This is a genomic window from Rhodoferax sp. ZS1R25, from assembly GCF_056521335.1.
Map to the genome: position 1 here is coordinate 301,248 of NZ_JBWMAZ010000001.1, position 12,435 is coordinate 313,682.

Sequence of the window (12,435 nt, forward strand, 5' to 3'; positions counted from 1 at the left end):
TGCACGGCCAACACCCATGCGCGACACCAAAATCTCCACCCTGCTGATGCTGGGCTTTGGCATGCTGGTCCTGCTCATCACCTTTCTGGGCGGGGTGGCGCAGCTCAAGGTGAACTCCATGCAGCGCCTGTTCGGCCAGGTCATCGAGGAGCGCATCCCCGAGACCACCACGGCCAACCAGATCAAGGAAGGGTTGGGCGGCATTGCGATCGCACTGCGCAACATGATCCTGATCAGCGATACCGAGAAGGTGCAGAAAGAGGCGCAGAAGATCGAGACACTGCGCAAGCGCATCGACGGCTTGGTGCAGCAGCTCAATAGCCAAATTTCGCACGATGCGGGCAAGGCCATCGTGGCCCGCGTGGTGGTGGCCCGGCAGGTGTTTGACCCGCTGCAGGCCGAGGTACTGGAGATGGCGCTGGGTGGCCAGGTCTTTGAGGCCAAGGCGCTGCTGATCGACAAACTGAATCCGGCGCAGGACGCCTACTTTGCCGCGCTGGACGATCTGCTGCTGGACCAGGCGCATTTGCTGACCGAATCTACCGACAACACCCAACAGGAAACACAGAGTGTGAAATGGATGGTGCCCGTCACCGTTGCGGTGGCCCTGGTGGTGGGCCTGTGCATCGGCTGGTGGACCGTGCGCGCCATCACCCACCCGCTGCACCTGGCGGTGGCCGTATCCCAAGCCGTTGCCGCGGGCGATCTGAGCCAACCGCTGGACACCACGCGGCGCAATGAGCTGGGGCAGCTGTTTCTGGCGCTGCACAGCATGCAGGCCGGTCTGGTGCAGGTGGTGACACAGGTGCGCGAGAGCGCTGAGAGCGTGTCCACCGCGAGTGCCGAGATTGCCAACGGCAATAGCGACCTCTCCAACCGCACCGAGGACCAGGCCATGGCGCTGCAGCAAACTTCTAGCGCCATGGCCGCGCTGCGCGAGGCGGTGGAGCACAACGCCGACAGCGCCAAAGACGCGAGCCAGCTGGCGCTGCAAGCCGCGCGTATTGCCGATCAGGGCGGTCAGGCGGTGTCCAACGTGGTGGGCACCATGCAGAGCATCAGCACATCGGCACAACACATCTCCGCCATCACGGGGGTGATCGACAGTATTGCGTTTCAGACCAACATCCTGGCGCTGAACGCGGCCGTGGAAGCGGCGCGTGCAGGTGAACAGGGCCGCGGGTTTGCCGTGGTGGCCAGCGAGGTGCGTTTGCTAGCCAGCCGCAGCGCCGAGGCCGCGCGCGAGATCAAGGCGCTGATCCAGGCCAGCGGCAGCAACATCACGCAGGGTGCAGCCTTTGCCGAGCACGCGGGCACCACCATGGGCGAGGTGGTGGGCGCGATCCAGCAGGTAGCCGAGGTGATGCAAAACCTCAGTGCGGCCAACCTGGCACAAAGCCAGGGCGTGGCGCAGATTTGCGATGCGGTCGTGCAGATGGACCAGATGACGCAGCAGAATGCTGCGCTGGTTGAGCAGATGGCCGCGGCGGCCAGCAGCCTGCGGTCTCAGGCGCAGGACTTGGTGGGCACGGTCTCGGTGTTCAAGCTGAACGCCGGGACCCTGCAGGCGATCACCGTCTAGCGGTAAAACGCCTCGACCTTGCCCTTGATCTTGATCAGCAGGGGCTTGCCCTTGCGGTCCACGGTCTTGCCCGCGGGCACCTTGACCCAGCCTTCGCTGATGCAGTATTCCTCGACGTCCATGCGTTCCTTGTCGTTGAAGCGGATGCCAATGTCGTGCTCGAACACGGCAGCCATGTGGTGGGGGCTGCGCGGGTCGATGGACAGGTGGTCGGGCAAGTCGGGGCGGGGGGGGGTGTCGGTCATAGCAAGCTTTTTCGGGAAACCGCGAATCTATACCAATTTCCACCCCCGGGGCCGCGCCAAGCGCGGCCGGCGTCAGAACTTGTAGCCAATCCCGATGGAAAAGACGTTTTCCTTCAGGCTGCTGGTGGTGCCCGTGGAAAAGCTCACGTCCCTGAATTGATTCAGATCGTAGCCAGCCTGCCAGTACATGTTTTTGTCCAACATCTGGCGCACACCCAGGCCATAGCCCACACCCTGTACGTTGGCAGTGCTGCTGCCGTCATTCGATGACGCTGCACCATAGATGGAGGACACCTTGCCGTAGAGCTGGAAGTTATTGGCCAAGGCCACGGTGGGAATAATGTCCAGCGAGTAGCGGTTGTTGATGGACGCTGCCGCGCCGCTGGCGTAGGTGCCGGCCTGGTGGACGCCCGAGCTGTAGGACGCGCCCAGCCCCACCGCAAAGTTGGGAGCCAGAGACCAGTCGTAGCGGGCTTGCAGACCCAGGGCGGTGCTCTGCCCGGTGTCAGCCGTGCCATCGGTGGCGTTGGATGAACCGCGCGAGAACTCGGCCGTGGTGCCAATGCTGAAGCCCGACAAATCGGTGGGACCAGCGGCGAAGGCGGACGATGCGGCCAAAGAGCCAAGTGCCAACGTGGTCAGAATAAGTTTTTTCATTTGAAGATTCCAAGTTAAGGAGCCTTCATGGTGGCGAGGGGCTGTAAAGCCAGCGTGGCGGGCCGGCAAAAGTGCGTAAACGCCAGAAATAGACTTGCAACCGTTCGTAAAGCGCACTGCCGCCGGGATGACAGCGCCGCCGCGCGGCGGTGTTTATAGTGAAGCCATCTTTACCTTCTGGCGACCCATTCCATGCGTATCTGGCAAAAACCCGCTTCCGTCGACATCCTGACCCGCATGAGCGCAAACACCGCGGTGTCCCATCTGGGCATCGAGTTTCTGGAGGTGGGCGATGACTTTCTGGTGGCCCGCGTACCGGTGGACCCGCGCACCCACCAGCCCTTTGGCCTGCTGCACGGCGGTGTGTCGGTGGTGCTGGCAGAAACGCTGGGCTCCTGCGGCGCCAACTTTGCGGCACCCGAAGGCCACAGCGCCGTGGGCCTGGACATCAATGCCAACCACCTCAAGGGCGTGAAGAGCGGCTGGGTCACCGGCGTAGCGCGCCCGGTGCACATGGGCCGCACCACCCATGTCTGGCAGATCGACATGCGCAACGACGCTGGCGAGCTGAACTGCGTCTCGCGCATCACCATGGCGATTCTGGCGCCGCGCTAGGCGTTCGGGGCAGGTTTGCAAGAAAATCGGCCTCTAGCCCCCGTCGATATTGCGCGAGCAGCTATTGAATCAATAGCGCCTGGGTGCCTGCAATGCTGTGGCCAACTGCTCGGGATTCGGCAGCCCTTCACTGTCTCCCACAAACTGCACCACGCGCGCGCCAATTGCATTGCCACGCAACGCGGCGTCTGCCAGGCTTTGGCCATCCAGCAACGCGCTGAGCACGCCCACGGCAAAGCCATCGCCGGCACCCACCGTGTCCACCACGTGCGGCACCTGAAAGCCCGGCACCGTGGCACGCCCTGCAGCGTCGGCCACATAGGCGCCCTCAGGCCCCAGCTTGATGACGACCTGTTTAGCTCCACGGTCCAGGTACCAGCTGGCAATGTCGTGCGGCGTGGTCTGCCCCGTCAGCAGTTGGCCTTCAGACAAACCGGGCATGACCAGATCGGCCTGCGCGGCCCAGGCATTGAGCCCGGACACCATGGCGGTTTGCGAGGCCCACAGGCGGGGCCGCAGATTCGGATCAAACGACACCTGCGTGCCCGCGGCCCGCGCCTGCTGCACCAGGGTCTGCACCAGCGCGCGCACGCTGTCGGACAACGCCACGCTAATGCCCGTCAGGTGCAACCAGCGCACGCCCTGCAGCCCCTCAACAGGCACATCATCCAGCCCCAGGTGGCTGGCGGCCGAGCCCTTGCGGAAGTAGGCAATCTGCGGGTCGTGCCCTTCGGGTTCGCAGGACTTGAGCATGATGCCCGTGGGGTGCTGGGTGTCCGCCTTCACGTAGCGACGGTCTATGCCCTCGCGGTCCAGCGTGGCCAGCAAGTAGTCGCCAAACGGGTCTTGCCCCACGCGGCTGATGTAGCCCACGCGCCAGCCCAGTCGGGCCAACCCAGTGGCCACGTTCAGCTCGGCGCCCGCACTGGTGCGGCTGAAGTGCTCCACGGCCGCCAACGGCCCCGGCGTTTGCGCCACCAGCAAGGCCATGGCCTCGCCCACGGTCAGGACATCGAGCTTGCTCACATCACCGCCCCGAGCTGCCAAGGCACAAACTCGTTGTCGCCCAGGCCATTGTTTTCGCTGCAGGTGGGCTGGCCGGAGGCCGTGGCCAGCATGAGTTCGAACAGCTGTTGCCCGGCCTGCGTAATGGTCTGCGTGCCTTCCACCACGGTGCCGGCGTCAAAGTCCATATCCAACCGCATGCGCTCGAACAGCGCAGTGTGCGTGGCCAGCTTGAGCGATGGCGTGGGCTTGCAGCCGTAGGTGGAGCCCCGCCCGGTGGTGAAGCAGATGAGGTTGGCACCGCCCGCCACCTGGCCGGTGGCCGACACCGGGTCGTAGCCCGGCGTGTCCATGAAGACCAAGCCCTGCGCACGCACGGGCTGGGCGTATTCGTAGACGGCCATCAGCCCGGTGCTGCCGGCCTTGGCCACAGCGCCCAGCGATTTTTCCAGGATGGTGGTGATGCCGCCGGCCTTGTTGCCGGGGGAGGGGTTGTTGTTCATGTCTGCGCCATGGGTTTGGGTGTAGCCCTCCCACCACTGTAGCCGGGCCATAAGCTGGTCGGCCACGGCCTGTGAGGCTGCGCGCGCAGTCAGCAAGTGTTCAGCGCCATAGATTTCGGGCGTTTCCGAGAGGATGGCGGTGCCACCCTGGCGCACCAACAGGTCCACGGCCGCACCCAGCACGGGGTTCGCGCTGATGCCCGAATACCCGTCTGACCCGCCGCACTGCAGGCCCACAGTCAGGTGCCGGGCGCTGACCGGTACGCGCGTGGCGCGGTTGGCGATGGGCAGCATTTGCTCCAGCGCAGCAATGCCCGCCGCAATCGCCTCACGCGTGCCGCCCGCCTCCTGAATTTTCAGCGTGGCAAACAGGCCCAGCGCGCGTTCGGGCAGGCCCTGTACCAGGCTCGCCACCTGGTTCACCTCGCAGCCCAGCCCCATGACCAGCACGCCGGCAAAGTTGGGTTGGTCCGCGTAGCCGCGCAGCGTGCGGCGCAGCACGTCCATGCTCTCGCCCGTGCTGGCCATGCCGCAACCCTGACCGTGGGTGATGGCGACCACGCCGTCCACATTCGGGAACGCGCGCAACACTTCGGGCGTGAAATGCTGGGCGATACGCTGGCACACGGTGGCCGAGCAGTTCACGCTGGACACCACGCCCAGGTAGTTGCGCGTGGCCACGCGCCCGTCGGCCCGCACGATGCCCAGAAACGTAGCTGGCTCGCTGCTTGGCACCACCGGCGTATAGGCACTGCCCGCGCCATGCTCGGCCTGCGAGGCGACCATGGCCACGTTGTGCACATGCACGTGCTCGCCCACGGTGATGTCACGCGTGGCTACGCCAATGGTTTGGCCGTACTTCAGCACCCGGGCGCCCTTGGCAATCGGCTGCAACGCCAGCTTGTGGCCGGCCGCGATGACATCACCCACCAGCACAGCTCCTTCCCCCACCTCCACGCGCTGGCCGGCCGCCAGTGGGCTACGGGCCACGCCCACGTTGTCGATATCGCTGAGCTGGATCAGCAGGGGAATGGTGGGAGGCATGGATGGGTTCTCCAGAGACACAACAACGGCGTCAAATTGCACAAATTGGTAAGGCCAGTGTAGCAAAAGCAGCATTGGCCTTACCCGTTGAGGCCATGGATGCCTGGAAGGCCTGACCGTCGCGTAAACTGCATGCCACACGGAGGCCCCATGCTGGACCAACTCAAACAGGTCGACAACCGTCGGCTGTACCAACAAATTGCCGACCAGATACGCACCTTCATTGACAAGGGCAACTACACCCCCGGTGCGCGCCTGCCGCCCGAGCGGGATCTGGCCCAGCAACTGGGCGTCTCGCGCCCCTCGGTGCGCGAAGCCCTGATTGCGCTGGAGATTGAGGGCAGTGTGGAGGTGCGCATGGGCGCCGGCGTGTACGTGTGCAACGTGGCCCAGCGCAAGCCCCAGGCCCTGGCCACCATGGGCGAAAGCCCGATTGAACTGATGCAGGCCCGCGCTGCCATTGAAGGCACCGTCATCTTGCAAGCCTGCGCCAAAGCCACTCCCGAAGCGCTGGCGGCCCTGCGCCAGATTCTGGACAACATGCTGGCCGCCATGGCACAAAACCGCTCACCCCTGGTGTTTGACCGGCAGTTTCACCAGACCATTGCCGCCATGACCGGCAACGCCGTGCTGGAACGCTTGGTGGGCGAGCTGTTTGACGAACGCCACAGCCCCATCGCCGCGCGGCTCAGCGCGCATTCGGAATCGGGCCAGACCTGGGCGACCGCGCTGCAGGAGCATGAAGCCATCCTTCGCGCCCTGGAAAACCGCGATGTGTTGGCCGCCCAAACCGCGCTGCGCATGCACCTGCAGGCCTCGGAGCAGCGCTGGGTGGAAAACAACCGGCGCGAATGGTCTTGATCTAGACCCGCGCACCGGCACCTCCGCCGAACTGGTCAGGCCTGTGCCCTTGCACAGGCCTTTTTTACGCCGATTCACCCCACATTTCGCCCAAAACCTCGGGTAAACACCAGTACTCACACCCATCGTGGTAAGGCCAAATACGCTCCGTTGCGTCAGGTGGCCTTACCAATTTGCGGTAATGCAAATACCCTGCCCCGCCCGTCCCTAGACCGCCCTCACAGGAGTTTGCATTGCTGCCATCCGTGTCCGCCACCGTCCATCCCGACGCACCCAGCCCCGCTGCTGCGGCTGGTGTGCTGCTGCGCCTGGAGGGCATTACCAAACGCTTCCCCGGGGTATTGGCACTGGACGCGGTGAGCTTTGAGGTGCGGCGTGGCGAGGTGCACGCCGTGTGCGGCGAAAACGGCGCGGGCAAGTCCACCCTGATGAAGGTCATCAGCGGCCAGTACCAGCCCGACGCAGGCGCCCTGCACTACCGTGGTGAGGTCTGCCAGTTCCAGTCCACCGCCGAGTCTGAGGCCGTGGGCATTGCCATCATCCACCAGGAGCTGAACCTGGTGCCCCACCTGTCGGTGGCCGAAAACATCTTCCTGGCACGCGAGCCTCGCAAGGGCTGGTTGATCGACCGCGGTGCGCTACGCCGCAATGCCCAGCAGTGCCTGGACCGGCTGGGTGTGGACATTGCGCCCGGCGCGTTGGTCAAAACCCTGTCTGTGGCACAGCAGCAGATGGTGGAGATTGCCAAGGCGCTGTCGCTGAACGCGCAGGTGCTGATCATGGACGAGCCGACCTCGTCGCTAACCGAGTCGGAAACCGAAAAACTGTTTGCCATCATCCACGAGCTCAAGCGGGCGGGCGTGGGCATTGTCTACATCTCGCACCGGCTCGATGAGCTGGCCCAGATCGTGGACCGCGTGACCGTGCTGCGCGATGGCCGCTATGTGAGCACCGACCGCTTTGCGGACACCAGCGTGGAACAGATCGTGGCCAAGATGGTGGGACGCTCGCTGGACGATGTGTTCCCCAAACGCACATCGGTGCCGACTACGGACGTGCTGCTGCGTGTGCAGGGACTGACGCGCCAGGGCGTGTTCCATGACGTGAGCTTCGAGCTGCGGCGCGGCGAGATTCTGGGCTTTGCGGGGCTCATGGGCGCGGGCCGCACCGAGGTGGCACGTGCCATCTTTGGTGCCGACGCTATTGACGCGGGCCAGGTGTTTCTTGGGGACGAATTGCTCGCGATCCGCTCGCCGCGCGACGCGGTGCGCCACGGCCTGGCCTACCTGTCGGAGGACCGCAAGCACGACGGCCTGGCCCTGAAGATGACAGTGGCGCAGAACATCACGCTGGCCCGCATGGAGGCAGTTTCCAACGCTGCGGGGCTGATCCAGTTTGCCAAAGAGCAAGAGGCCGCGCGCCACTACATCGAAGCGTTGGACATCCGCACGCCCAGCAGTGACCAGGTGGTGCGCCTGCTGTCGGGTGGCAACCAGCAAAAGCTGGTGATCAGCAAATGGCTGTTTCGCGAATCGCGTGTGCTGTTTTTTGACGAGCCCACGCGTGGCATCGACGTGGGTGCCAAGTACGCCATTTACCAGCTGCTGGACCGCCTGGCCAACCAGGGCATAGGCGTCGTGATGATCAGCTCCGAGTTGCCCGAAATCATGGGCATGACGGACCGCGTGGCGGTCTTTCACGAGGGCCGACTGGTCACCGTGCGCAACACCCGCGAGACCAGCCAGGAGGACGTCATGCACTACGCCTCAGGCCGCAGCGTGCCCTCTTCTTCCTGACGCCTCTCTTCTGACTTCCCCCCGAGTAGACCTATGACCGAACAACAAAAAGACCTGTTCCAGAAATTTGCCGCGCTGGCCAGTTTGCTGGGCCTGATTGTGATTTTCTCCTTCACCAGCAACGCCTTCTTCAGCGTGGGCAACGGCATGACCGTGGCACTGCAGGTCACCTCGATTGCCTACCTGGGCATTGCGGCCACCTGCGTGATCATCACCGGCGGCATTGACCTCTCGGTGGGAGCCATCCTCGCGCTGGCTGGTGTGGTGGCCGCCATGCTGGTGAAGGCCGGCGCACCTGTGCCCCTGGGCATGCTGGCCGGCCTGTTGGTCGGCGGCCTGTGCGGGCTCATCAACGGCCTGTGCGTGACCGTGCTCAAGCTGCCGCCCTTTATCGCCACGCTGGGCATGATGCTGGTGGCGCGCGGCGTGGCCTTGCAGATCACCGATGCGCGCGCCATTGGGGGTCTGGGCGACAGCTTTGCCGAGCTGGGCAACGGCACCTTGTTTCGCATCGCCAAGATTGGAGAGGATGGGTTTCCCGACGTAACCTTTGTCGGCATTCCCTACCCCGTGGTGCTGATGGTGGTGCTGGCCTTGGCGGTGTCCATCTTGCTGAACCGCGCCACGCTGGGGCGCCATCTGTATGCCATTGGCTCCAACATGGAAGCCGCCCGCCTCTCGGGCGTGAACGTCAAGGGCGTGACCCTGTTTGCCTATGTGCTGTCGGGCCTGCTGGCCGGGTTGACCGGCTGCGTGCTGATGTCGCGCCTGGTGACCGCCCAGCCCAGCGAAGGCCTGATGTACGAGCTGGACGCGATTGCCGCTGCGGTGATTGGTGGCACCTCGCTCACCGGCGGTGTGGGCACCGTGTCGGGCACCGTGATTGGCGCGTTTGTCATCGGCATCCTGCGCAACGGTTTGAACATGGGCGGCGTCTCGGCCTTCACCCAACAAATTCTGATTGGCATCGTCATCCTGCTCGCCGTGTGGATTGACCAGATGCGCCATCGCAAGTGATCCCTACCGGCAGGGCATACCGGGACTTCAAGAGACAACCTCCACAACCACTCACCCATGAGGAATGAAATGAAAAAACTCGTCACCACCCTGATTGCCTCCACCTTGGTGGTCGCATCGTCGATGGCCGCTGCCGCCGACAAAGAAATTGCCGTGATCGTCAAGACCGCCAACTCCGACTTCTGGCAGAACGTCAAGAAGGGCTCCGACACCGCTGCCGGCGCGCTCAAGGGCTATACCGCCACTTTCCAGGGTGCGGCGTCTGACACCGACCTGGCTGGCCAAGTGGCGCTGGTGGAAAACGCCATCAACCGCAAAGTGGCCGGCATTGTGCTCGCCCCCTCGGACCCCGATGCCCTGATCCCCGCAATCAAGAAAGCCTGGGAAGCCAAGATCCCGGTCGTGCTGATTGACTCTGCCGCATCAGACGCCGGCAAGGCCTACTACCAGTCCTTCCTGGCCACCGACAACAAGACCGCTGGTGAGATGTCGGCCAAGACACTGATCGACAAGATCGGCACCACCGGCAAGATCGCCATCATGTCGTACACCGCCGGTTCAGGCTCCGAAATCGGCCGTGTCGGTGGCTTCACCGACTACATCAAAAAGCACTCCAAGCTGCAGATCGTCGGCCCCTTCTATTCCAACTCGCAGATGGGCACGGCGCTGAACCAGACCACCGACGTGCTGGCTGCGAACCCCGACCTCAAGGGCATCTTTGGAGCGAACGAACCCACCGCCATTGGCATGGGTCGCGCATTGGCCCAAGCCGGCAAGGCAGGCAAAGTCGTGGCCATCGGTTTTGATGGCAACTCCGACCTGCAAGGCTTCGTGAAGGACGGCACCATCGAGGCGATTGCCGTGCAAAGCGCGTTCGAGATGGGCAACCTGGGTGTGAAGACGGTGGCAGAAATCGTGGAAGGCAAGAAAGTGCCCGCCTTCCGCGACACCGGGGTACTGATGGTCACCAAAAAGAACATCGACACCCCCGCTGCCAAGAACGTTCTTTACTAACCCACCCCAACCCAAGGACACCTCCGGCACGCGCTGCCGGGGGATGGGCATATGCACACCACGGATCTGAAATCTCTCCCCCGCGTGGACCTGCGGCTGACCGCCCTGGGTTTGGGCTGCTCCCAGATGGGTGGCCTGTACCGCGCCACCAGTGCCCGCGAAGTGGAGGACGTCTTTGCCAGCGCCTGGGCTGCGGGCGTGCGCTACTTTGATACCGCGCCCTACTACGGCTACACCCGCTCCGAGCACCGCTTGGGCGCCCAGCTGGCCGACTGCCCGCGCCACGAATATGTGGTCAGCACCAAGGTGGGCCGCCTGTTGCGTCCTGACGCCAGCGTGGCGCCTGGCGACGGTGGTTGGGCTAACCCCTACCCGTTTCGCCCGCACTACGACTACAGCTACAGCGGCGTGATGCGTTCCTTTGAGGACAGCCAGCAGCGCCTGGGACTCGCCCAGATTGACATTCTTTATGTGCACGACATTGGCCGTGACACCCACGGCAACGCGCACCTGACCTACTGGCAGCAGCTGACACAGGGCGGAGGTTTCCGCGCGCTGGATGAACTGCGCCGCAGCGGCGCGACACGGGCCATAGGCTTGGGCGTCAACGAATGGCAGGTGGTGATGGACAGCATGCGGGAGTTTGACCTGGACTGCACCATGCTGGCCGGGCGCTACACCCTGTTGGAGCAAGAGAGCCTGAGCCCTTGCCTGGATGAATGCCTGCGCCGCGGCAATGCCATCGTGGCAGCGGGTCCGTTCAACTCCGGCATCCTCGCCGGCAACACCAAGTTCAACTACGCCGAGGCACCCCCTGCCGTGGTGGCGCGTGTGCAAGCCCTCGCACAGGTTTGCGCAGAATTCGACGTGCCCTTGCAGGCCGCGGCATTGCAGTTTCCGTTGGCCCACCCCGCAGTGGTGAGCTGCGTGACCGGCACCCGCACTGCCGCCCAGCTACAGCAGAACGTCGCGTGGCTGGAGCAACCCATTCCTGCTGCCCTGTGGCAGGCGCTGCGTGACCGCGGTCTGGTCCACCCCGCCGCGCCCCTGCCTTTGTAATTTCCCAAGGACCCCTATGCTGACTGTCATTTGCGAAACCCCCGGCGTACTGCGCGCCATCGAAGGCGCCGCCCCCACCCGCGCCGAGGACGAGGTACTGCTGCGTATCCGCCGCGTGGGCGTGTGTGGAACCGACCTGCACATCTTCACCGGCAACCAGCCTTACCTGGCCTATCCACGTGTCATGGGCCACGAAATTGCAGGCACCGTGGAGGAAGCCCCCGCAGGCAGCCCGCTGCAACACGGCGACACCGTCTTCGTCATGCCCTACCTGTCGTGCGGGCAGTGCGTGGCCTGCCGCCAGGGCAAGACCAATTGCTGCGTCAACATCCAGGTACTGGGCGTACACCGTGACGGCGCGTTCACCGAATACCTCAGTGTGCCCGCGCAGTTTGTGCGCAAGGCCGAGGGCGTGTCACTGGACCAGGCGGCCATGGTGGAGTTTCTGGCCATAGGCGCCCACGCCGTGCGCCGCGCCGACGTGCAGCCCGGCCAGCGCGTGCTGGTGGTGGGCACGGGCCCCATCGGCATGGCTGCTCTGCTGTTTGCTGGCCTGCGGGGTGGCCAGGTCACCGCGCTGGACACCCGAGCCGAGCGGGTGGCGTTTTGCAAGCAGCACCTGGGCGCACATGCGGGAGTGCTGATCGGCGACAACGACCTGGAGGAGTTGCGCGCATTGACCGGGGGAGATTTTTACGACGTCGTTTTTGACGCCACCGGCAACGCCCGCGCCATGGAGCGCGGCTTCCAGTTCATTGCCCATGGCGGCAAGTATGTGATGGTGTCGGTGGTGCGGGACAGCATCACGTTTTCTGACCCCGAATTCCACAAACGCGAAGCCACGCTACTGGGCAGCCGCAACGCCACTATGGAAGACTTCGAGACCGTGCTGGACGCCATGCGCGGCGGCCAGATTCCCACCGCGGCGCTCAACACCCATCGCATGCCGCTGGCCGATGTGCCTGCCAAGTTCGCCACACTGCTGGACCCCACGCAGGGCGTGGTCAAGGCCCTGGTTGAATGTTGAGAGGGTTGGG

Annotated in this window: 12 protein-coding genes; 8 read left to right on the top strand and 4 right to left on the bottom strand. The window is 64.2% G+C overall.

The genetic code is table 11. The annotated features are described in order from the left end of the window. The first annotated feature begins 16 nt into the window (after window positions 1-16). Window positions 17-1,582 (top strand): methyl-accepting chemotaxis protein, encoded by a 1,566-nt coding sequence (locus AC097R_RS01415; protein ID WP_479595815.1) that lies wholly within the window; start codon window positions 17-19, stop codon window positions 1,580-1,582. On the opposite strand, the gene AC097R_RS01420 is transcribed toward AC097R_RS01415, so the two are convergent. Together AC097R_RS01420 and AC097R_RS01425 are read right to left on the bottom strand one after the other, a co-directional pair. Beyond that, on the bottom strand, window positions 1,579-1,827 hold the full coding sequence (locus AC097R_RS01420) for a DUF3297 family protein (protein ID WP_479595816.1): 249 nt from the start codon (window positions 1,825-1,827) through the stop codon (window positions 1,579-1,581). The genes AC097R_RS01415 and AC097R_RS01420 overlap by 4 nt on opposite strands. Window positions 1,828-1,899: 72 nt before the next feature. Further along, on the bottom strand, window positions 1,900-2,484 hold the full coding sequence (locus AC097R_RS01425) for an outer membrane protein (protein ID WP_479595817.1): 585 nt from the start codon (window positions 2,482-2,484) through the stop codon (window positions 1,900-1,902). 192 nt (window positions 2,485-2,676) lie between these two features. Here AC097R_RS01425 and AC097R_RS01430 point away from each other — a divergent pair, with 192 nt between their 5' ends. Then, window positions 2,677-3,099 (top strand): hotdog fold thioesterase, encoded by a 423-nt coding sequence (locus AC097R_RS01430; RefSeq protein ID WP_479595818.1) that lies wholly within the window; start codon window positions 2,677-2,679, stop codon window positions 3,097-3,099. 69 nt (window positions 3,100-3,168) lie between these two features. Here the strand turns inward: AC097R_RS01430 and AC097R_RS01435 are convergent, their stop codons facing one another. Both AC097R_RS01435 and AC097R_RS01440 read right to left on the bottom strand, forming a co-directional pair. Next, window positions 3,169-4,146, bottom strand: coding sequence for a sugar kinase (locus tag AC097R_RS01435; RefSeq protein ID WP_479595819.1), 978 nt, complete (start codon window positions 4,144-4,146; stop codon window positions 3,169-3,171). Continuing rightward, on the bottom strand, window positions 4,122-5,651 hold the full coding sequence (locus AC097R_RS01440; protein ID WP_479595820.1) for a UxaA family hydrolase: 1,530 nt from the start codon (window positions 5,649-5,651) through the stop codon (window positions 4,122-4,124). The genes AC097R_RS01435 and AC097R_RS01440 overlap by 25 nt, the downstream gene beginning before the upstream one ends. Window positions 5,652-5,801: 150 nt before the next feature. Between AC097R_RS01440 and AC097R_RS01445 the strand changes: the two genes are divergently transcribed. From AC097R_RS01445 to AC097R_RS01470, 6 genes are all read left to right on the top strand, one after another. Further along, the gene (locus AC097R_RS01445) at window positions 5,802-6,512 is read left to right on the top strand and encodes a FadR/GntR family transcriptional regulator (RefSeq protein ID WP_479595821.1); all 711 of its coding nucleotides are present in this window, start codon (window positions 5,802-5,804) and stop codon (window positions 6,510-6,512) included. Window positions 6,513-6,757: 245 nt separating this feature from the next. Next, complete coding sequence (locus AC097R_RS01450) at window positions 6,758-8,308, top strand: sugar ABC transporter ATP-binding protein (RefSeq protein ID WP_479595822.1); 1,551 nt, start codon at window positions 6,758-6,760, stop codon at window positions 8,306-8,308. A 33-nt stretch (window positions 8,309-8,341) separates the two neighbouring features. Then, window positions 8,342-9,325 carry an ABC transporter permease gene (locus tag AC097R_RS01455; protein WP_479595823.1) on the top strand — a complete coding sequence of 328 codons (984 nt, stop codon included), beginning with the start codon at window positions 8,342-8,344 and terminating at the stop codon, window positions 9,323-9,325. 69 nt (window positions 9,326-9,394) lie between these two features. After that, window positions 9,395-10,339, top strand: a complete 945-nt coding sequence (locus tag AC097R_RS01460; protein WP_479595824.1) for a substrate-binding domain-containing protein — start codon at window positions 9,395-9,397, stop codon at window positions 10,337-10,339. 51 nt (window positions 10,340-10,390) lie between these two features. Continuing rightward, a complete protein-coding gene (locus AC097R_RS01465) occupies window positions 10,391-11,398 on the top strand; it encodes an aldo/keto reductase (protein WP_479595825.1) in 1,008 nt (335 codons plus the stop codon). A gap of 16 nt (window positions 11,399-11,414) precedes the next feature. Then, window positions 11,415-12,425 carry a zinc-binding alcohol dehydrogenase family protein gene (locus AC097R_RS01470; protein WP_479595826.1) on the top strand — a complete coding sequence of 337 codons (1,011 nt, stop codon included), beginning with the start codon at window positions 11,415-11,417 and terminating at the stop codon, window positions 12,423-12,425. The last annotated feature ends 10 nt before the right edge of the window (window positions 12,426-12,435 follow it).

What these genes read in the sequence shown, in the direction of transcription:
- AC097R_RS01465 (WP_479595825.1), top strand. Translation starts at nt 10,391, where the DNA reads ATGCACACCACGGATCTGAAATCTCTCCCCCGCGTGGACCTGCGGCTG.
- AC097R_RS01415 (WP_479595815.1), top strand. Translation starts at nt 17, where the DNA reads ATGCGCGACACCAAAATCTCCACCCTGCTGATGCTGGGCTTTGGCATG.
- AC097R_RS01440 (WP_479595820.1), bottom strand. Translation starts at nt 5,651, where the DNA reads ATGCCTCCCACCATTCCCCTGCTGATCCAGCTCAGCGATATCGACAAC.
- AC097R_RS01430 (WP_479595818.1), top strand. Translation starts at nt 2,677, where the DNA reads ATGCGTATCTGGCAAAAACCCGCTTCCGTCGACATCCTGACCCGCATG.
- AC097R_RS01425 (WP_479595817.1), bottom strand. Translation starts at nt 2,484, where the DNA reads ATGAAAAAACTTATTCTGACCACGTTGGCACTTGGCTCTTTGGCCGCA.
- AC097R_RS01445 (WP_479595821.1), top strand. Translation starts at nt 5,802, where the DNA reads ATGCTGGACCAACTCAAACAGGTCGACAACCGTCGGCTGTACCAACAA.
- AC097R_RS01420 (WP_479595816.1), bottom strand. Translation starts at nt 1,827, where the DNA reads ATGACCGACACCCCCCCCCGCCCCGACTTGCCCGACCACCTGTCCATC.
- AC097R_RS01460 (WP_479595824.1), top strand. Translation starts at nt 9,395, where the DNA reads ATGAAAAAACTCGTCACCACCCTGATTGCCTCCACCTTGGTGGTCGCA.
- AC097R_RS01455 (WP_479595823.1), top strand. Translation starts at nt 8,342, where the DNA reads ATGACCGAACAACAAAAAGACCTGTTCCAGAAATTTGCCGCGCTGGCC.
- AC097R_RS01470 (WP_479595826.1), top strand. Translation starts at nt 11,415, where the DNA reads ATGCTGACTGTCATTTGCGAAACCCCCGGCGTACTGCGCGCCATCGAA.